General features: G+C 49.1%; 19 protein-coding genes. 14 read left to right on the top strand and 5 right to left on the bottom strand.

Annotated elements, in window-relative coordinates; translation table 11 throughout:
* Window positions 1–628: hypothetical protein (locus NT002_13670; protein ID MCX6830308.1), on the top strand; the 628-nt coding region annotated here is incomplete at its 5' end.
* Between the two features lie 40 nt (window positions 629–668).
* Here the strand turns inward: NT002_13670 and NT002_13665 are convergent.
* Genes NT002_13665 through NT002_13655 form a run of 3 tightly spaced genes read right to left on the bottom strand, consistent with a single transcriptional unit; the run spans window position 669 to window position 4,462 of the window.
* Window positions 669–1,775 carry a hypothetical protein gene (locus tag NT002_13665; GenBank protein ID MCX6830307.1) on the bottom strand — a complete coding sequence of 369 codons (1,107 nt, stop codon included), beginning with the start codon at window positions 1,773–1,775 and terminating at the stop codon, window positions 669–671.
* A gap of 13 nt (window positions 1,776–1,788) precedes the next feature.
* Complete coding sequence (locus tag NT002_13660) at window positions 1,789–2,286, bottom strand: hypothetical protein (GenBank protein MCX6830306.1); 498 nt, start codon at window positions 2,284–2,286, stop codon at window positions 1,789–1,791.
* Window positions 2,279–4,462 carry a PAS domain-containing sensor histidine kinase gene (locus NT002_13655; protein ID MCX6830305.1) on the bottom strand — a complete coding sequence of 728 codons (2,184 nt, stop codon included), beginning with the start codon at window positions 4,460–4,462 and terminating at the stop codon, window positions 2,279–2,281. The genes NT002_13660 and NT002_13655 overlap by 8 nt, the downstream gene beginning before the upstream one ends.
* A gap of 325 nt (window positions 4,463–4,787) precedes the next feature.
* Between NT002_13655 and NT002_13650 the strand changes: the two genes are divergently transcribed.
* The 13 genes from NT002_13650 to NT002_13590 all read left to right on the top strand — a co-directional run bounded on the left by NT002_13650 (window position 4,788) and on the right by NT002_13590 (window position 16,367).
* On the top strand, window positions 4,788–5,159 hold the full coding sequence (locus NT002_13650; GenBank protein MCX6830304.1) for an NADH-quinone oxidoreductase subunit A: 372 nt from the start codon (window positions 4,788–4,790) through the stop codon (window positions 5,157–5,159).
* The gene (locus NT002_13645; protein MCX6830303.1) at window positions 5,150–5,656 is read left to right on the top strand and encodes an NADH-quinone oxidoreductase subunit B; all 507 of its coding nucleotides are present in this window, start codon (window positions 5,150–5,152) and stop codon (window positions 5,654–5,656) included. The genes NT002_13650 and NT002_13645 overlap by 10 nt, the downstream gene beginning before the upstream one ends.
* Window positions 5,657–5,667: 11 nt before the next feature.
* A complete protein-coding gene (locus tag NT002_13640) occupies window positions 5,668–6,138 on the top strand; it encodes an NADH-quinone oxidoreductase subunit C (GenBank protein MCX6830302.1) in 471 nt (156 codons plus the stop codon).
* A 1-nt stretch (window position 6,139) separates the two neighbouring features.
* On the top strand, window positions 6,140–7,249 hold the full coding sequence (locus tag NT002_13635) for an NADH-quinone oxidoreductase subunit D (protein ID MCX6830301.1): 1,110 nt from the start codon (window positions 6,140–6,142) through the stop codon (window positions 7,247–7,249).
* Window positions 7,249–8,292: an NADH-quinone oxidoreductase subunit NuoH gene (gene nuoH / locus NT002_13630; GenBank protein ID MCX6830300.1), complete on the top strand. Its 1,044-nt coding sequence runs from the start codon at window positions 7,249–7,251 to the stop codon at window positions 8,290–8,292. The genes NT002_13635 and nuoH overlap by 1 nt, the downstream gene beginning before the upstream one ends.
* Complete coding sequence (locus NT002_13625) at window positions 8,289–8,882, top strand: NADH-quinone oxidoreductase subunit I (protein ID MCX6830299.1); 594 nt, start codon at window positions 8,289–8,291, stop codon at window positions 8,880–8,882. The genes nuoH and NT002_13625 overlap by 4 nt, the downstream gene beginning before the upstream one ends.
* Complete coding sequence (locus NT002_13620) at window positions 8,872–9,375, top strand: NADH-quinone oxidoreductase subunit J (protein MCX6830298.1); 504 nt, start codon at window positions 8,872–8,874, stop codon at window positions 9,373–9,375. The genes NT002_13625 and NT002_13620 overlap by 11 nt, the downstream gene beginning before the upstream one ends.
* A complete protein-coding gene (gene nuoK / locus NT002_13615) occupies window positions 9,375–9,677 on the top strand; it encodes an NADH-quinone oxidoreductase subunit NuoK (protein ID MCX6830297.1) in 303 nt (100 codons plus the stop codon). The genes NT002_13620 and nuoK overlap by 1 nt, the downstream gene beginning before the upstream one ends.
* A 1-nt stretch (window position 9,678) precedes the next feature.
* Window positions 9,679–11,745: an NADH-quinone oxidoreductase subunit L gene (gene nuoL / locus NT002_13610; protein ID MCX6830296.1), complete on the top strand. Its 2,067-nt coding sequence runs from the start codon at window positions 9,679–9,681 to the stop codon at window positions 11,743–11,745.
* Between the two features lie 17 nt (window positions 11,746–11,762).
* Window positions 11,763–13,244 (top strand): NADH-quinone oxidoreductase subunit M, encoded by a 1,482-nt coding sequence (locus NT002_13605; protein MCX6830295.1) that lies wholly within the window; start codon window positions 11,763–11,765, stop codon window positions 13,242–13,244.
* A gap of 13 nt (window positions 13,245–13,257) precedes the next feature.
* Window positions 13,258–14,721, top strand: coding sequence for an NADH-quinone oxidoreductase subunit N (locus NT002_13600; GenBank protein ID MCX6830294.1), 1,464 nt, complete (start codon window positions 13,258–13,260; stop codon window positions 14,719–14,721).
* 91 nt (window positions 14,722–14,812) lie between these two features.
* The gene (locus tag NT002_13595) at window positions 14,813–15,454 is read left to right on the top strand and encodes a DUF502 domain-containing protein (GenBank protein ID MCX6830293.1); all 642 of its coding nucleotides are present in this window, start codon (window positions 14,813–14,815) and stop codon (window positions 15,452–15,454) included.
* Window positions 15,455–15,461: 7 nt separating this feature from the next.
* Window positions 15,462–16,367, top strand: coding sequence for a PTS sugar transporter subunit IIA (locus NT002_13590; protein ID MCX6830292.1), 906 nt, complete (start codon window positions 15,462–15,464; stop codon window positions 16,365–16,367).
* A 47-nt stretch (window positions 16,368–16,414) separates the two neighbouring features.
* Here the strand turns inward: NT002_13590 and NT002_13585 are convergent, their stop codons facing one another.
* Together NT002_13585 and NT002_13580 are read right to left on the bottom strand one after the other, a co-directional pair.
* On the bottom strand, window positions 16,415–17,410 hold the full coding sequence (locus NT002_13585) for a TerC family protein (GenBank protein MCX6830291.1): 996 nt from the start codon (window positions 17,408–17,410) through the stop codon (window positions 16,415–16,417).
* A gap of 102 nt (window positions 17,411–17,512) precedes the next feature.
* Window positions 17,513–18,595 (bottom strand): hypothetical protein, encoded by a 1,083-nt coding sequence (locus tag NT002_13580; GenBank protein ID MCX6830290.1) that lies wholly within the window; start codon window positions 18,593–18,595, stop codon window positions 17,513–17,515.
* Window positions 18,596–18,622 lie beyond the last annotated feature (27 nt).

Genomic DNA, 18,622 nt, shown 5'->3' with positions numbered 1-18,622 from the left:
CTATCTTACTGAACCGCCCAGGAATCTCATCTTAGGTTCGGGCGAGAGAACCCGCAAAGGAATCTCCGCCGTTTTTCACCTTATGAATTCCAGCAAAATAATTATGGCAATATTTGTAGTGGGAATCTTTTCCAATCTTGCTTTTGAGGGGGTCGATCAGTACTGGCAGGTGCTCTTTTCCGAGATGAGAGGGATCGGCATTTCCTATTTTGGCCTGATGACCGCCGCAGGCGCTCTGATTGTAATAGCCATAATGCGATTGGCCGAGAAGTATTTTGACAGGCTCGATTATTATCTTACGGTATGCTTTATTCTTCTGGCCGCAGGTATATTTATCGCGGCCAGGTTTTCCGTTTATCCGGCGGTGGCGGGAATAGTCGCCTACTTCGTAATTAAAGAACTGGTCAGCCCGGCATTATCGACGCATCTGAATCGTCGCTTTGCGGGAGCCGACCGGGCGACGTTTCTTTCGAGCTATAATCTGTTTTGTTCGGCAGGGGAGGTGGCCGCCGGGGTGATAGTGGGCGTGCTGGCCGGGAAATTGGGGGTGGCATTTATTTTCTATTTCTCGGCAGCGGCAGCGCTGGTAGTGCCGATTGTTTATTTAATGCTTAGGGGAAAGCCCTGACAACACTAACACCTACGCAGAAAAAAAGGGGCGTGTCGGTTTAACTTGCCGGCAATGCAGAAATCTTGTCGACAGTATCATAGTGTAACAGATCGAGATGATAATCAATTGCAAATTGCCTGCATTCTTTATAGGAAGGCCGGAAATTTAGTTTGTTGGATGCAATATATGATTCCGCCACTTCTTTCATAGACTGGCTTGGGGACGCATCGAAGTAGGCAAGAAGCCCCAGCAGGTTGGCAGTATTTTCATTCAAGTCGAGACCGGGTGCACGGGCAGCCAGAGCCTCCAATTTGCTTAGCGCCTTGCGCGAACGATCGAAACGCCCGGCTGCGTAAGTCGCGGCACCAATATCAAACAGGATATTGGAGTGGCTTGCGGCAAGCTCTAAATATTTGTTAAATGTTTCTGATGACATAGTCAATGATGCTTCTACAGCTAATCTACGCAGGGTTTCCAAACCAGTGTTGTAGTCAGCTGCAGTTGCCAGCGTAGAATCATTTGATTTTTCAAGAATATTGCGAATGACACCTGCTGCCGCACTGTAATTCAGATCATTCCCCGGTTTCATTGGATTTGTCAAAATCCTATCGAACGACCGCAGAACTAATACGAGATTATCGCCTTTGTACGGCGGCTTATCTTTCTGCACGGATTCGGCCAATTTGCCCAATTGCTCAATAATATAATGTTTCTCATGATCACCATCACCACATATGCCGATATAAACCAAGTCCTTGAGCAAAGTCGACTTAAGGCCTTTACCCCTGGAAAATTGAGACAATAGAGATTTCCTAATGCTAGTTGACACCCAGCGAATCGGTGGTTTATTCATATAAATGAGCCATAGGATAATTGAAAGCAATAGGTCTATGATAATAATTATGCCGCCCAGCATGCGTGCCCGTTCCGGAAGAGGCATATAAGGGAAATCGGACAAGTATAGAATAAACCAGATGCAGGATAGAAAGAGAAAGAAAGCTATAAAGCCGAATAATCTAAGGAGCCTTATACGATGTTTCTGTATTATGATGCGCAGATTTTCGGCCGTTGCGGTAAATGGAAGAACGCCGAAATCAAGAAGAAATAGTGTGACCACCACCAACAGAAAGGTGCCTGCAGTCGCTTCATAGAATTGCTGGGGCATGATTACTGATTCCCTAAGCACCCGCTTGTTCAGTTGATGTTCTGTCTTGAATCATCTTATCAATAAATGCAAGTAGAGCGCTCGCAGAAACTTTCGCCGATTTCTGTACGAAATACTTGATACCCCATTTAATCAAATCCTTCTCAAGTTCACGTTCGGATTCAACGGTGAGGATACCAAATCTGTCGGGCGTTATCCATGCCGGAATTTTCTCCAGCTTAATCAACGCTTCTTGAGGGCAGAAAAGGCTATATAATAATGATCTGCCCAGCCTTGCCGATTTACTATCCTTAGGCGCTTTTTGGTAAAGGTCTTTCCATTCATTCATATCGCCGGGGTCCATCCTGATATCGACAATCACAACATCGAATTCGTTTTGAAGCAATTGCCTAATCGCATCTGAGATGTCAAGAGCGATAACAAGATCATATCTCCGACTATTAAATACCGGACCTGGAAACGCTGAAGCCTCGAAAGTAGCTCCATCCTCTATCCATAGAACTCTATACATCACTTTCCTCCTCAATATGATCATAAGGTATCTGCAATGTGACGGTGGTCAGAAATGGCTGGCTATAATCATCCGATCGGTGGGCACCACTCGCTGTTGGCTTGCTGGTTACGGTTACGTCGCCGCTATGTTGCCTGGCCACCTGCCGCGCGTCATGAAGGCCAACGCCTGTTCCCACTCGCCCTCTTTCGCCGGAGCAAATGCCCCTATAGCCGAAATCAAAAATTAACTCCTTTTCAATCTCTTCTTTGGTGATGGGAACGCCATAATTCTCTATTTCAATCATGATATTTTTCTCCAATATTGATGAGCAGATATCTACTGTAGTCTCTTCCTTTGGCTTGTTCCAGCTATACTTGATTGCATTATGTATCAGATTTGTTATAGCACGCACCATTTGACGTTCCTGTACTTTTATGTAACACCCTTTAGATAGATTGTCATATTTTATTTTCACCCTTCTGACCTTGGCAAATTCCTGAAGGTTTGCAATAGATTGTACTACCAGTTCGGAGACACGACACAATGTTGGTTCCTCAGGCACTCTATCCTGAAATGTAACATACTCCCTCAAGGCGCTCACCTGATGATCCATTTCAAGGACGCTTTCAGAAACCTGCGCGACAGCCATATAACAGCATAGACGCTCCAGATCAGATGCAATGTTTAGAATGGAGGAAATCTCCAATGAGAAGAGACCCTTAGTCGTGACTTCCTGAAATTGATCAATTAAAATGCTTGCGCTCTGGCGCAGATAGGGTATCATTAACATCCTATGAGTGGCGCGTTCCTCATAATCCTTGAGGTTCAGGAGTTGATCGTTTATCAATTCTACCCTCCAATCCTCCAATTCGACTGCAAGAAATTCTCTAAACTTGTCGCACACGAGAGCCTCATCCAACTTATCGCGCAGCCTATTGGCAAGTTGTTTCAAGAAGGCAAAGGCCTGATCGGGTGTGGTTATTAATTCACCTGCAAATGGGGCGCGTGGTAACATATTCAACATGGGTGAAAGTGTGTGTTGAATCATCATCAGCATAGATGTATAGTGATGGAGAGTCCGGCCGATATCCTCACGGACTGTCCACAGCGATGCTTCCTTCGTAATGTCGCGAATAATCCCTACTCGACCCACAATTGTGCCGTTTCTGTCTGTTATAAAGCTGCCGTTGACTTCCACTGCTAATGGATTTCCATTCTTATCTTTCATCTTTGCCGGGTAAGCCAATATTGGACGCTCGAGCCTATGCTCAGCCATCATTTGATCCACAAATTGCTTGTAAGCTTCCCTGGATTGGTAGAGCTCCTTTAAATCAATGCCATTAGCCTCTTTCGCCTCTTTAAAGCCAAGAATACGGGCAAAAGCATCATTACAGAAGTCCACTATGTCATGGTCACCCTTCTTTGTGATTCTGTAAATACCTACTGGGAGCCAATTCAATATCTTTTCGGAGATATATTCTGCCGTGACATCAATGATTATTCCTTCCCTTCCGGCATAGGAACCGTCATACCCAAATATCATCGAGGCACTCATCAAAATATTCTTGCTTTCTCCATTCTTCTTGAGTAATGCCACCTCTACATTTTTTACCGGGCCATTTTCCACCAATTCCCTGAATTCAACATCAAAGTTCGCATCAGCGTAGAGTTCGGAAATCGGCCTGCTTATAAGCTCTTGTTCGTCTTCATATCCCAGCATCTCTGCCAGTGCCTGATTGACCATAACTACCCTGCCATTTTTATCTAGTCTATAAAGACCGGCGGGGAGTTGATCAAACAGCCTGCGCCTATTTACTTCTTCGGTGACATCAACCAGATAACCCAAGTATCCGATTGGTTCTTTGGTAACAGGGTGTGAAATTGCCCGACAAGTATCCCGCACCCAAATTTCTCTTTCGTGAACGATAAAACGAATTTCCTTACCGATTAGCCATTCACCTTTAGCGTCGTCGGCTTCTTTGGTAAGTCGCTCAAGTTCCTTCGGATCTGCGTAAAACTGTCCAAAATCACCCGGCATCTCACTTTCGTTGCCAATCTGCAGGATTTTGCGAAGCTCATCGTTGTGCACTAGAATTGGGCCATCCTTCTTCCTTAGATAGAGGCCCATCGGCAAGTCATAGAGCTTAATCTCTTCTGCTTTCCCCCCCAGAATTTCTTCGATGCTCTTACTCATAAAAATACCCTAAATAGAAAACCAGCAATTTGTGGCGCAAGATCATTCATGATCGCTAAGTACGGAGCCATTTTGTGCCAGCATAGGATATTCGAAAATAAGCGGAATGTCAAGTAATAAGAGAGTTGATAAGAGTTGGAGTCAATTGGATTCAATCTCATAAGATGTTAGATGACATATGAATATGGGCAATTATCTAAATGGCTTATGAGTCGTGGCAAAACAGGACAATATTGATATTTTTTCCGAAACCCCTTGACAAAACCAGAAAATTGCATAATTTCGTTAACTTAATTTGTGACCTAAGTCACAAAGCTGTTTTGAAATAGAAGGCGTGAGAGAAATGTCGCAATATTTGGCCGTTTTGATATTCCTTCTGGTCGGGATTGGCATGGTGCTGTTCACCTTCTTTCTGGCTCGCCTAATCCGACCGGCCCACCCTTACAAAGCGAAGAATCAGAATTATGAGTGCGCCGAAACCCCGATCGGAAGCGGCTGGATTCAGTTCAATAACCGTTTCTATATTTTTGCGCTGATTTTTGTCATATTTGATGTGGAAGCTGTTTTCCTGTTCCCCTGGGCGGTGGCGTTCGGGCAGTTGGGACTGTATGCTTTGATCGAAATGGTGATCTTCATCGGCATACTTCTTTTCGGACTTTTTTATGCCTGGAAGAGAGGGGTTCTCAAATGGGCCTGATCAGGAAACTCCCGGTCTATCTGGAAAAATTCCCCGGTGGCGGCCTTGTCACCACCAGCCTCGATTATGTTTTCAGCCAGTCGCAGGCCAGTTCCCTCTGGTATCTATTGTTCGGCACGGCCTGCTGCGCAATCGAACTGATGGCTACCGGCGCCTCGCGCTACGATTTTGACCGTCTCGGCATGATTTTCCGTGCCTCGCCGCGCCAGTCCGATTTGATTATCGCCGCCGGCACCATCACCAAGAAAATGGCGCCCCGGCTGCGTCTTCTGTACGATCAAATGGCCGAGCCGCGTTATGTTATCGCCATGGGCGGCTGCACGGTCAAAGGCGGCCCTTTCTATTATGACAGTTATGCGGTCGAAAAGGGAATCAACCATATTGTTCCGGTTGATGTCTATATCCCCGGGTGTCCGCCCCGTCCCGAATCGCTTCTGGAAGGATGCCTGACGCTTCAGAAGAAAATCAAGAGACTCAAAATCGGTGACTGGAGCTAGGTCATCATCCAATGAATCGCGACAATCTCATAAATTATCTGCTCGAAAAGCATCCCGGAAAAATCGAGCTTCTCGATACCGGCAAAGTGGAACCGTTTTTTGCGCTCGACAAAGAATATCTCCTTGAATTCTGCCGCAGTATCAAGACCGATGAAACACTCACCATAGATTTTCTCTGCAATATTGCCGCGGTCGATACCGGCGAGAAACTGGAAGTAGTCTATTCGGTCGCATCGGCAAAGAATCGGATTCGATTTGATTTTAAGGTGGTCATGCCGTACGAGGAGGCGGAGGTAGAATCGGTGCAAACCGTATGGGCGGGAGCGAACTGGCACGAGCGGGAAATCTGGGAACTTTTTGGCATTAATGTGCGCAATCATGATAATCTGACCCGCTTTCTACTTCCCGATGACTGGAACCAGGGGAACCCGATGCGCAAGAACTGGGATGCGCCCGATTTTATTAGGATGCCGGAGCTGTAGCATGACCCAGGGTTTGAGAACCGAAGAATTTCTGGTCAACATGGGGCCGCACCATCCCTCGACCCACGGTGTCTGCCGTTTCCTGCTGACCATGGATGGCGAGGTCGTGGTCAAAGCAGTACCATATATCGGCTACCTGCACCGGGCGATCGAGAAAATATGTGAAAATAGAACCTATGCCCAGTGTATCCCCATTATTGATCGTTTCGAATATTGCACCTCGATGTCTTGCGAGCTGGCTTTTTGTCTGGCGACCGAAAAGCTGGCCTGGATTAAGGTGCCGGAGCGGGCGGAATACCTTCGAATAATCATGGTGGAACTCAACCGTATCGCCAGTCACCTGATCTGGTTTGGCACCACCTCTCTGGATTTGGGCGCCATAACTCCGTTTCTGTATGGATTCCGCGAGCGGGAAGATATTCTCGATCTCTATGAAATGACCTGCGGTCAGAGATTGACATACAATTATATAAGGGTCGGCGGTGTTTCGCGCGATATCCCGTCGGATTTTATCCCTAAGACAAAAGCTTTTCTGGAGAAATTTCCGGAAAAAGTTGAAGACTATGTCCGCCTTCTCAATGAAAATCCGATCTGGATGGTGCGCAATCAGAAAGTCGGTGTTATGAGCGCGGAACTGGCCTTATCATACGGGGTCTCCGGCCCGGCCCTGCGTGCCTCGGGTGTCAAGTTCGATATCCGCAAGGATGACCCGTATTCTATCTATGACCGTTTTGATTTCGAAATCCCGACCGGCACCAATGGCGATTGCTACGATAGATATCTGGTTCGGCTTGAAGAGATGCGCCAGTCGGCCAAGATTGTCAGGCAGGCGATCGAGCAGATGCCCGAAGGGGAGATAAAGACCAAAGTCCCGACCAATTTCAAGCCTCCCAAGGGCGAAGTTTACAGTCGGATTGAAAACTCCCGCGGCGAGATGGGGGTCTACATTCAGTCGGCCGGTGATTCCAAGAAGCCTCTCCGTCTGAAACTTAGAGGCGGCTCGTTCAATCAACTGCAAGTCATGCCGGAAATAGTCAAAGGCGGCAAGATTGCCGATCTGGTGGCGGTTATGGCTTCCATGGATATCATCATGCCGGAGGTTGACAGGTAATGGAACTGGCCGGCATCTTCAAATACTTATATGAGCTTCTGGTTTCTACCGGTCTGCCGCAGGTCTGGATTGATTTGATCTCGCTGGTAGCCGCGGCCTTTGTTGTTTTCGGATTTCTGGCGGTCGTGGCGCTCTTTTTGGTTTGGTGGGAGCGTAAAGTTTCGGCGCATATCCAGCAGCGTTTCGGCCCGATGCGCACCGGCTGGCATGGCTGGCTTCAGACAATTGCCGATATGATAAAATTACTGCAGAAAGAGGACATCACTCCGGCAACCGCCGACCGCCCTGTCTTTTTCTGGGCTCCGGTGATTGCGCTTACCGCCGCCTTTGCGGCCTATGTAGTGATGCCTTTCGGCAAGGGATTGATTGTATCCGATCTTAACATCGGCATTCTCTTTATGGTGGCCATCACCACTTTCACTATTATCTCTTTATTGATGGCCGGCTGGGGCTCCAACAATAAATATTCGCTTCTGGGCGGGATGCGATCGGCCGCTCAGGTGGTCAGTTACGAAGTTCCCATGGTCGTCTCGATTCTGGCAGTGGTCCTTTTTGCCGGATCGATGTCGATGGTCGATATTGTCGAGTCACAGGCCAAGATTTATCAATGGTACATTTTCCGGCTTCCATTCGGCCCGATTGCCTTCATAATTTATATCATTTCCGGCACGGCCGAAACTAACCGGACGCCGTTTGATCTGCCCGAGGCCGAGCAGGAGTTGGTGGCCGGGTTTAATGTCGAATATTCCGGGATGAAATTTGCGATGTTTTTCTTTGCGGAATTCATCAACCTCTTTACCATCTCGGCTATCGGCGCCACTCTCTTTCTGGGGGGCTGGCAGGGGCCGTTCCTCCCGTCGTGGGTCTGGTTCATGGGGAAAAGCCTCTTTCTGGTTTTTGTACTGATGTGGTTCCGCTGGACCTATCCGAGATTGCGGGTGGATCAGTTGATGGAGTTTTCCTGGAAGTTTTTGCTCCCGGTGTCGTTTGCCAATCTGATAGTGGCCGGGTTCATGAAATATTCGGAGTATTTTAACTGGTGAAGAAGTTAATTGACGGCATAAAGAATCTGGTTATCGGGCTGGTGACCACCGGCAAGCATCTCGGGCGGCATGCGATCACGGTGCAGTACCCGACCGAGAAATGGACCATGCCGGAACGGTCGCGCGGCATTGTGGTGCTTCTTTCCGATAAAGAAACCGGCGAACTCAATTGTACCACCTGCCTGCTCTGCATGCGGGCCTGTCCGGCAGCGGCCATAACCATCGAGTATGATAAAGATGAAAAAGGGAAGAGGATACTCAAGGATTTTATCGTCAACAACGGCCTTTGCTGCTTTTGTGGGCTCTGTGAAGAGGCCTGCAATTTTTCGGCCATAAAAATGGCTACCAAATATGAGTTTTCCACTTATAATGATGATGAATTAGTCTGGCATAGAGATAAGCTTCAGGAAATCGGGCGTGATGTTCCCTATGAGAAGGCGGAACGGAAAAAGCCCGAGGTCAAACCTGTGGTGAAACCAACTCCAAAGCCTGCGGAATCTGAAGCGGTCGTAAATCCGTCAGCGGTAACAGAAAAGAAAACGGAAATGGGAGAAAGCACGCCTCCCGCGGAGAAAGACGATGGAAACTGAAGTTTCCCAGACAATATTTTATCTGCTGTCGTTTATTATAATAATTTCCGCTATTTATGTGGTGACGCTGAAGAATATATTTCATTCGGCGCTGTTTCTTATTCTCACATTATTTGCCGTCGCCGGGATTTATGTCATGCTTCATGCTGAATTCCTGGCCGCGGTGCAAGTGCTGATTTATGTCGGCGCGGTTTCGGTGCTGATTATATTCGCGATCATGCTGACCAGCCAGCTTACCTCCCGTCAAATCAAGCAGAGCAACGAACAGGTAACATTGGGGATTTTTGTCTGCGCCGGATTTCTTCTCGTCAGCCTCGGTTCGCTGTCCAAGACGGTCTGGAGAATAGTCGATCGCCCCCTGCCGGAAAATAATCCTCTGGCCATGGGCAAGATGCTTATGAATGAATATGTCCTGCCTTTTGAAGTTGTATCGATAGTGCTGCTGGCCGCGCTGATCGGCGCCATTGTTCTGGCCCGGAAGGAAGGCGCCTGATGATGCTTCAATACCTGGCTCTGGCGGCAATACTTTTTGCGATTGGTGTATTCGGGGTGCTAACCCGGCGCAACGCGGTTGGTATCCTGATGTCTCTGGAATTGATGTTTAATGCGGCCAATATCAACCTGGTCACTTTTAATAAATATATCGGCCCGGATAATCTGACCGGTCAGATTTTTGCGACATTTATCATTGCGGTGGCGGCGGCGGAGGCGGTGGTCGGACTGGCCATTGTCCTGCTGTTGTACCGTAACTGGCACGGCATCGATGTCGACCGGATTAATATAATGAAGTGGTAATATGCTTGAGACTGCTTATTTCATACCGTTCTATCCGCTTCTGGCGTCTTTGCTGATAATATTCTTCACCCGCTGGAACGAGAAACTGTCGTCATATCTGTCGATTGGGATGGTGCTAACCGGCTTTGTCCATGCCATTTTTGTCATGGCGGCCATGCTCTCCCGGGGCGGGCTCCCACTGGAAAAGATTATTCCTTTCGTTTCGCATCCGTCACTGACCCTGGAGCTGGGAATGTATATCGACTCGCTCACGGCGGTGATGCTTCTGGTGGTGACCATTGTCAGCGGTTGTGTGCAAATCTATTCCATTGGATATATGCACGGCGACCCGCGGTACAGCCGGTACTTTGCCTATTTATCGCTGTTCACTTTTTCGATGCTTGGTCTGGTTATCGCCAACAACTTTTTCATGATATTCATTTTCTGGGAACTGGTCGGTCTGACAAGTTACCTTTTGATCGGCTTCTGGTTCGAGAAAAAGTCGGCCTCCGATGCCGGTAAAAAAGCTTTTATAACCACGCGTGTGGGGGATCTGGGATTTATCGTCGGCATTCTGATTCTGGCCTCATATGCGGGAACTCTGAATTACCAGCAGGTTTTCGAGAAAGTATCTTCGGGGGCACTTGCGCCGGGGATGATTACGCTGGCGGGCATCTTTATCTTCTGCGGTGCGGTCGGTAAATCGGCCCAGTTCCCGCTGCATGTCTGGTTGCCCGATGCCATGGAGGGCCCGACCCCGGTTTCGGCCCTGATTCATGCCGCAACCATGGTCGCGGCCGGTGTTTATCTGGTGGCCCGCGCCATGTCGCTTTTTGTCGGTTCGGCCGAGGCTTCAATGGTCGTGGCCATTATCGGTGTCATCACTTCACTCATGGCGGCAACCATTGCACTCGTGCAAAATGACATCAAGAGAGTACTGGCCTATTCAACCGTCAGCCAGCTTGGATATATGATTATGGCGCTGGGCCTGTACGGCGTTGATTTTGCGCATGGGCATCATTCGGCGGGATTTACCGCCGGGACATTCCACCTGATGACCCACGCCTTCTTCAAGGCCCTGCTTTTTCTCGGCGCCGGTTCGGTGATTCACGCCGTCCACACGAATGACATTCAGGAAATGGGCGGCCTGTCGAGAAAAATGAAAATTACGTCTATTACATTCTTCATCGCTTCACTTTCCATCGCCGGGATTTTCCCGCTTTCGGGATTCTGGTCAAAGGATGAGATCGTGGCGACCACGCAGGGACATCCGATTTTTATGGTGCTGACTCTGCTTATCGCCTTCATGACCGCTTTCTACATGTTCCGCCTCTGCTTTTTGACTTTCACCGGCCGGCCGCGCAATGAGGAAAAATATCATCACGCCCATGAATCGCCGCGGAGCATGACCTGGCCGCTGATGTTTCTGGCCTTTCTGGCGATATTCGCCGGCTGGGTCGGGCTTCCCTGGCTCTCGCACGGATTCTCCTCGTTTGTTTTTCATGAGGAAGTGCATCATGCCGGCCCGCAGTACCTGTTGATGCTGATCTCAACCATCGTGGCTGTTTCCGGCATCGGGCTGGCTTATCTTATCTATTACCGAAAACAGATTTCGGCTGATGCTCTGGCCGAGAGGTTTAAGCCGATTTATACCACCCTTTATAATAAATATTATATCGATGAAATCTATGATGCCGTCATCATAAAGCCACTTCTTGGTTTGACCAATGTTCTCTGGTGGTTTGATGCCAACATTATCGACGGGCTGGTTAATTTTGCCGGCTGGCTAACGGTCAAATGGGCCGATCTCAAACAATGGTTTGATCAATATATTGTCGATGGCGCGGTCAACGGAGTCGGCTATGTCTGCATGGCCGGGTCATGGTTGTTCCGCTATCTGCAGAACGGTTCGGTGCAGTTTTATACGCTGGTTGTTATCGCCGCGGCGATCGGTACGGTCATTTACCGCGCCACCCCGACTGGATTCTATTATTATCTGGCGGGTCTTGTGATCGTCGCTCTGGCGAGACTTCTGCCCAGAATTTTTGATATCCGCGATATTGATACCGAGCCGAAAGCTGAAAATTAGGAGGATGGAGTAAATATATGAGTTTGCTGAGTTATACGATATTCCTGCCGATGGCGGGATTTCTCGCGATACTTTTTATTCCAAAGGAAAGGGTCTGGGCGGTCCGCTGGACGGCGGCGATATTCTCGTTTGTGCCGATGATTCTTTCTTTTATTCTGACCTACGACTATTTCTTCAATTATGCTTCCTCCTCCGCAATGGCTTTTGTTGAGGGTCCGTTTGAGTGGATTTCGGCCATTGATGCGCAGTATTTTCTGGGCGTTGATGGTATTTCGGTCCCGATGATATTTTTGACGGGACTGCTCTCATTCCTTTCGATTATCGCTTCGTTTAATATCTCCAATCGCGTAAAAGAATATTTTGCCTTCTTCCTCCTGCTGGAAACCGGCATGATGGGCGTGTTCAGCGCTCTCGACTTCTTCCTTTTCTATGTTTTCTGGGAAGTGATGCTGGTTCCGATGTATTTTTTGATCGGCATCTGGGGCGGGCCGCGTAAAGAGTACGCGGCGATCAAGTTTTTCCTGTATACCCTCTTCGGCTCCGTCTTCATGCTGGTGGCGATACTGATTCTCTATTTTACGAGCAATCCGCACACCCTCAATATGATGGAACTGATCAAAACCGCTCCGGGTATGACTCATACGCTGCAGATAATGAGCTTTGTCTTTTTCTTCATAGCCTTTGCCATCAAAGTGCCGGTCTTCCCGTTCCATACATGGCTGCCGGATGCGCACGTTGAGGCGCCCACGGCCGTATCGGTTATTCTGGCGGGCGTTCTGTTGAAAATGGGAACATACGGTATGCTCCGCGTATCCTGGCCGATGTTCCCCATGGCCGCTCGATACTTCGCCATACCGATCGCCATCCTCGGCCTGATAGGTATTATCTATGGTGCGCTGGTCTCGATGGCCCAGAAGGATTTGAAAAAGCTGGTGGCTTATTCCTCGGTTTCGCATATGGGATATTGCATGCTGGCGCTGGGCGCTTTTGGTTCGGTGACCGCTCTTACCGGAGTGATGTTCCAGATGGTCAGCCATGGTCTGATTACCGGGGCGCTATTCCTTATGGTGGGCATGCTCTATGACCGGGCCCACACCCGCGAGATTGCGGCCTTCGGTGGTCTGGGTGTCAAGATTCCGATCTATACCGGGCTGATGGTGCTTTTTTCGATGGCTTCGCTGGGCCTGCCCGGAATGTCCGGCTTTGTGTCCGAATTCATGGTCTTTGTCGGCTCGTTCGGCAGTTTCAAGATCATCACCGCCGTGGCCGTTTTGGGCGTGGTGTTGACCGCCGCCTACATGCTCCGCATGGTGCAAAAGATGTTTCTCGGTGAATTTAATATGGCCAAATGGGGTGCATTGACGGAAATCAATGTCCGCGAAATTTTGACCGTTGCGCCGCTGGCGGTGTTGACCATTATCATCGGGATTTATCCTTCGCCTCTGTCCAACCTGATGCGGGCGACCCTGGAAAACCTGGTTAACTTGATGGCGCGATAGGCATAGAGATATTATGACCGATGTAAATCTGAGAATATTGATTCCGGAAATTTTCCTTTTCCTCTGGGCGCTCTTTATCATTACCTATGATCTGGGGACCAAACGGAAGAATCCGGGACAAATCGGTTATCTTACTCTTTTCGGCATCGCCGTGACCGGCGTGCTGCTGGCCCTTTTCCACGGCGGCAATTCATTCAAGGCGATGTTTCTATCGGATGAACTGGCCCTCTTCTTCAAAATCATTTTTCTCGGGTCGGCGTTCATGGCTGTCGGTTCTTCCTTCGAAATCGCTTCCGACAAGATTCGCCATCACCGGGGGGAGTACTATGGATTGATCATGCTCTCGACCGTGGGAATGATGTTCCTGTCATCGGCCGGTGAACTGCTGACTCTGTATGTCGGGCTGGAATTGACAACCATACCTTTGTATGTGCTGGTGGCTTATTTTAAGGATGATCGCCTTTCGGTTGAGGCGGGGCTGAAATATTTCATTGTCGGCGCTTTTTCCTCGGCCATCCTGCTTTATGGTCTCTCGCTTCTCTACGGTCTGACCGGAACCACCGACATTGTCCTTATGAAAATAAACCTCTCGCTGGTCTTTCTGTCCAACGGAAAAATCGGGCCGGGATTTATTCTGGCCACGGTCATGGTTATTGCCGGAATCGGCTTCAAACTGGCGCTGGTGCCGTTTCATATGTGGGCGCCCGATGTCTATCAGGGGGCGCCGACCCCGATTACCGCTTTCCTTTCGGTCGGTTCGAAAGCGGCCGGAATTGTCGCCTTTTCCCGAATCTTTGTCAACGGCATGATCGGCTTTGCCACCGATGTTATGAAACCGCTGGACTGGGGTATAATCGTGGCGGTGCTGGCCGCCGCGGCCATGATTCTCGGAAATATAACCGCGCTGCGGCAGAAAAATATCAAGCGTATGCTGGCTTATTCCTCCATCGCACAGATTGGTTATGTTATGGTGGGGATGGTGGCCGCCTCCGAGCGGGGTATTACCGCCGTTGCCTATTATATGTTTATCTATCTGTTCGCCAACATGGGGGCTTTTGCAATCGCCACCGCGTTCAATGAAAGAACCGGCTCGGACGGTATAATCAGTTACTCCGGGCTTTCAAAATCCTCCCCCACTTTTGCCGCCTGTATGGCGATATTTTTGCTCTCGCTTGCCGGGATTCCTCCCCTGGGTGGTTTTGCGGCCAAGTATCTGGTTTTTGCCGCCGGTATTCAGGCCGGGTACACCTGGCTGGTCATTCTAGCGCTTCTTACGGCCGTGGTGTCACTTTACTACTATGCCAATGTCATAAAGATGATGTATTTTGCCCCGGAGACACCGACCCTTAAGATTAATCCTTCCTTCCCCGCCAAGTTGGTTCTCCTGCTGGGCGCCGCGGGTGTCATAATATTCGGCATTTTTCCCGGGCCGATTCTCAATATGGCCGGAGAGGCCGCCAAACTTTTTGCCTTCTAAGGCAGGCCACCCACCAAAACTATTGACAGAAACGACTTATCAGAGTATATAATCTCTGCTTGAAGCCGGTGTTTTATTTGGCTGGAGAAAGATGTCTATTTTAAGAGTCATGCGGGATATCATCAAACGGCAGTTTCTTTCGGGGGTCCTGGTCGTTGTCCCTCTGATTCTGACTTATCTGGTCCTCCGTTTCCTGTTCGAAACTGTCGATGGCATTCTTTCCCCGCTGATCTTCAAGCTTCTCGGCTATTCCATACCGGGTCTGGGGATTATTGCCACAGTTCTGATCATCCTTCTTATGGGTATTGTGACACGCAATCTGGTCGGGGCCAAGCTATATGGCTATGGTGATAAGATGCTCACGAAAACGCCGCTTATTCGCATCATTTACTCGGCTGCCAAGCAGCTTATTGAGGCGGTCTCGGTCCCCAATATCAAGACCTTTAAAGAAGTGGTTATGATCGAATATCCCCGCCAGGGGCTTTATGCGGTCGGATTCGCGACCGCCAAGATCAAATTCCAGGGAGGAAAGGACGGCGACAAGAAACTGGTCGGCGTTTTTATCCCCTCCACGCCGACCCCGATGACCGGCATGGTCGTATTTATTGCTGAGGAAGATGTTATTTGCATGGATATCACGGTGGAAGAGGGAATCAAGCTGATAGTTTCCGGGGGCATTGTCTCGCCGCAAACCATTAATCTTCACGCACGTCGTACCATCGGGGAGGCTTAAGAAGATCATGCGTCTGGCCAATATGCTGAAAGAATCATTTATTCTGGATGATCTTAGGGCGACCACCAAAGAAGGCGCCATTGACGAGTTGCTGGAGCTCCTGAAAAAGGAAGACCCATCGGTCAATCTGGAGGTTATTAAAGAGCTCATTATCGAACGGGAGGAAATCGAAAACACCTCCTACGGTCGCGGTTTTGCCTTCCCCCATGCCCGCACTGATGAGGTTGATGACATGCAGATTCTTCTGGGAATTTCCAAGGTCGGTCTCAGGGACAGGACCCCCGATAATGTTCCGTTGGCGGTCATTGTCCTGCTTCTGACGCCGTCGAATATTTCCCGGTTGTATCTCCAGACTCTTTCGGCTCTTGCCACCTTCGCCCGGATAGAGGGCAATCTCAAGAAACTCACCGGGGCCAGGACCAATGTCGAAATGGTTGATATTATTTGGCAGAGCGGAGTGAGGGTAGAGAAAGAACTGCTGGTAAAAAATATGATGCGGCGGGATGTCGTGAACGTGACCGCGGAAGATTCGCTCAAGAAAGTGGCCAATTTGATGTTTAAAAATCGTCTTTCGGCGCTGGCCGTGGTTGACGACACCGGATATCTTCTGGGCCAGATTACCGACAAAGACCTGATTCAGGCCGCCCTTCCCGATTACCGTGCCATGATGGAAAACCTGAACTATACCATGGATGTGGAACCTTTCGAAGAACTTTTAAAACAGGAAGAAAAAATCAAGGTTTCTCAACTTTACAAAACCGACCATGTCACGACTTCCATGGAGACAAAACTGGTCGATGCAGCGGCGCTGATGATATATAAAGACCTGCGGCAAATTTTCGTGACCAAGGATGGTAAGCTTGTCGGCATTCTTGTCCGCAAAGATATTGTCAACATGATCATACGCGGCTAGGAGAGCCGCGCTCGCGATCTCACCCCATTCCTCCCGGGGCAAATCCTTCAATTTTTCTTGGGAGCTTTATCTATGGAAGCCGCCGGCCGGTCAAGAGCGCTGTTCGCCGGTTCGCCGCGGCGGAATATCAGCGAAAGAACGATGGCCAGCACGAAAATTCCGGCGATGATAATCAGGGCGAGGGCGGATGAGATATTGATGATATCGGCGAAAAGCATTTTTAATCCTACGAAAGCCAGAATCGCCGACAGAGCGTACTTCAGATAATAAAAAAGCTGCATCAGCCCGGCGATGGCAAAATAAAGGGCGCGTAACCCCAGAATGGCAAAAACATTGGAAGTGTAGACAATGAACGGGTCGAGCGTGATGGCGAAAATTGCCGGGATGGAATCAAGTGCAAAGACCAAATCGGTGGATTCCACAACCAGCAGCACGATCAAGAGAGGCGTTCCGTAGGTTCTCCCTTTCCTGCGTACCAGAAAATGCCCTTTCTCATAATTTTCGGTAATCGGCAGGAATCGACGCACCAGTTTCAAAAGCGGATTCTTTTCCGGCTGAATTTCTTTCTCTTTCCCGATTGCAAGTTTGATTGCCGTGATGATCAGAAAGGCGCCGAAGACATACAGTATCCAATGGAACTTGGCGATAAGGATGGTTCCGAGAACAATGAACAAACCTCGCAGGATCAACGCCCCCAGAATGCCCCAGAATAGGACCCGGTATTGATATCGTCCAGGAACCTGAAAATAGGTAAAGACGACCAGAAATACGAAAATATTATCGATGCTGAGTGCCCGCTCTATGAGATAGCCGGTCAGAAACTGCAGGCCGGAGTCATGCCCTTTCCAGAGATAGACGACAAGATTAAAAGCCAGGGCAACGAAAATCCAGATCCCGCTCCAGATAAGTCCTTCTCTGACCGTAATGACATGATCCTTGCGATGGAATATCCCCAAATCGATAGCCAGCAGAATCAGAATGAAAATATTGAAACCGACCCAGAGAATGATTTTGCTTGAAATAATTGTGGCGAGAAGCATCATAAGCTAAAATTTACTCTTCCTGATTCTCATCATTTTTGGAAATATAGCGGCGAGGTGTCATTTGTCAAGAAAATGTCCATGGCAGATGGCGGCAAGCTGAAATTATTTTTTTGAGGAACGAATCAGGAGGTCCTTTGTTTCGCCGTTTCTCACAATCACCAGAAAAACGCCGGTGGCGCCAAGCCCTTCAATCATTTTATCCGTGAGTTGGCGGGCATTGGTCACTCTTTCCCCATTTACGGTCTGAATCTTATCTCCGATACGGAGCCCGCCGATAAACGCCAGCCTGGTGGAATCGATGGAAATTACCTTGAGCAGTCCATCCGGATCTTTCGTCACGGTCAGACCGAGGCGCCCGCCTACTCCAACCGCGGAACTTTTCTCTCCCGTGGGTGCGGTGGCCCCGGCTTCTTCTTCGAGTGGAGCCGTGACCTCAATCAAAGGTGAATTGGGAGGCACTTCGGCCAAATAGGCCAGCAGGGGCTTTTCGGCAGAGAGTTTCCATTGCTGTCTGAAGTTGCTTCTGTAAATTTCCCAGCCGGGATTATAGCGGCGCCATTCATCCGAGGCAAAGATAACCCTGAGGGTATCAGCCGGGATGAATTTTTCGGCGCAGGCGACGGCCAGTGTCATGACCATAATATCCAATCGGAACGGCCCCGGTTCCATCAAGGGATGTTTCGATTCCTCCGGCTGCACGAGTCGGGGACAATCTGTTTGAAGAAGATTTCGTCCGCAGAGCACCTGTATTAATTTCAGCAGTTGATGTAAACCGGATGGTGCGGCAATTATGGCCGTTCCCTCCTTTATTCCTTCCACCGGCAAGACGGCTGGCTCATATAGAAGCGATACCGGAAGGTATTTCAGCAGATGCACCTTGATTCCCGGCTCCACCCAGCTGATACCGGATAGGTCGCTGATAGCGGTCATGATGGAATCCCCAAGAACACTCCACATCGCCACCAGGGGGCCGGCTTTTGAGTCTGTCATCATGATATCCTGACCGATTTCAAACCGTCCCGGATCATAATCAGGATAAAATGCTTTTGTCAGATAGTAATTATCTGAGGTAAACCTGACTATTGGCAGTGTCGAATCAACATCTTTCGGGGAGAGCGGCGCCGCTTCTGTTAACGGCTCCTGAGCCGAAGCAAATCCGATTATGAGAAAAAGCGGAATAAGCAAAGAAATAACTCGCATACCAATAGAATT

It is taken from the genome of Candidatus Zixiibacteriota bacterium, assembly GCA_026397505.1.
Classification (GTDB): Bacteria; Zixibacteria; MSB-5A5; order GN15; family PGXB01; genus JAPLUR01.
The sequence above is the reverse complement of the archived record's forward strand: the minus strand, read 5'-3'. Positions and strand labels throughout refer to the sequence as shown.

Bases quoted from the DNA above. Each gene is read 5' to 3' on its own strand.
- nuoL (MCX6830296.1), top strand. From the start codon at position 9,679: ATGCTTGAGACTGCTTATTTCATACCGTTCTATCCGCTTCTGGCGTCT.
- nuoH (MCX6830300.1), top strand. From the start codon at position 7,249: ATGGAACTGGCCGGCATCTTCAAATACTTATATGAGCTTCTGGTTTCT.
- NT002_13635 (MCX6830301.1), top strand. From the start codon at position 6,140: ATGACCCAGGGTTTGAGAACCGAAGAATTTCTGGTCAACATGGGGCCG.
- NT002_13660 (MCX6830306.1), bottom strand. From the start codon at position 2,286: ATGTATAGAGTTCTATGGATAGAGGATGGAGCTACTTTCGAGGCTTCA.
- NT002_13605 (MCX6830295.1), top strand. From the start codon at position 11,763: ATGAGTTTGCTGAGTTATACGATATTCCTGCCGATGGCGGGATTTCTC.
- NT002_13645 (MCX6830303.1), top strand. From the start codon at position 5,150: ATGGGCCTGATCAGGAAACTCCCGGTCTATCTGGAAAAATTCCCCGGT.
- NT002_13640 (MCX6830302.1), top strand. From the start codon at position 5,668: ATGAATCGCGACAATCTCATAAATTATCTGCTCGAAAAGCATCCCGGA.
- NT002_13620 (MCX6830298.1), top strand. From the start codon at position 8,872: ATGGAAACTGAAGTTTCCCAGACAATATTTTATCTGCTGTCGTTTATT.
- NT002_13600 (MCX6830294.1), top strand. From the start codon at position 13,258: ATGACCGATGTAAATCTGAGAATATTGATTCCGGAAATTTTCCTTTTC.
- NT002_13590 (MCX6830292.1), top strand. From the start codon at position 15,462: ATGCGTCTGGCCAATATGCTGAAAGAATCATTTATTCTGGATGATCTT.
- NT002_13665 (MCX6830307.1), bottom strand. From the start codon at position 1,775: ATGCCCCAGCAATTCTATGAAGCGACTGCAGGCACCTTTCTGTTGGTG.
- NT002_13655 (MCX6830305.1), bottom strand. From the start codon at position 4,462: ATGAGTAAGAGCATCGAAGAAATTCTGGGGGGGAAAGCAGAAGAGATT.
- NT002_13585 (MCX6830291.1), bottom strand. From the start codon at position 17,410: ATGATGCTTCTCGCCACAATTATTTCAAGCAAAATCATTCTCTGGGTC.
- NT002_13595 (MCX6830293.1), top strand. From the start codon at position 14,813: ATGTCTATTTTAAGAGTCATGCGGGATATCATCAAACGGCAGTTTCTT.
- nuoK (MCX6830297.1), top strand. From the start codon at position 9,375: ATGATGCTTCAATACCTGGCTCTGGCGGCAATACTTTTTGCGATTGGT.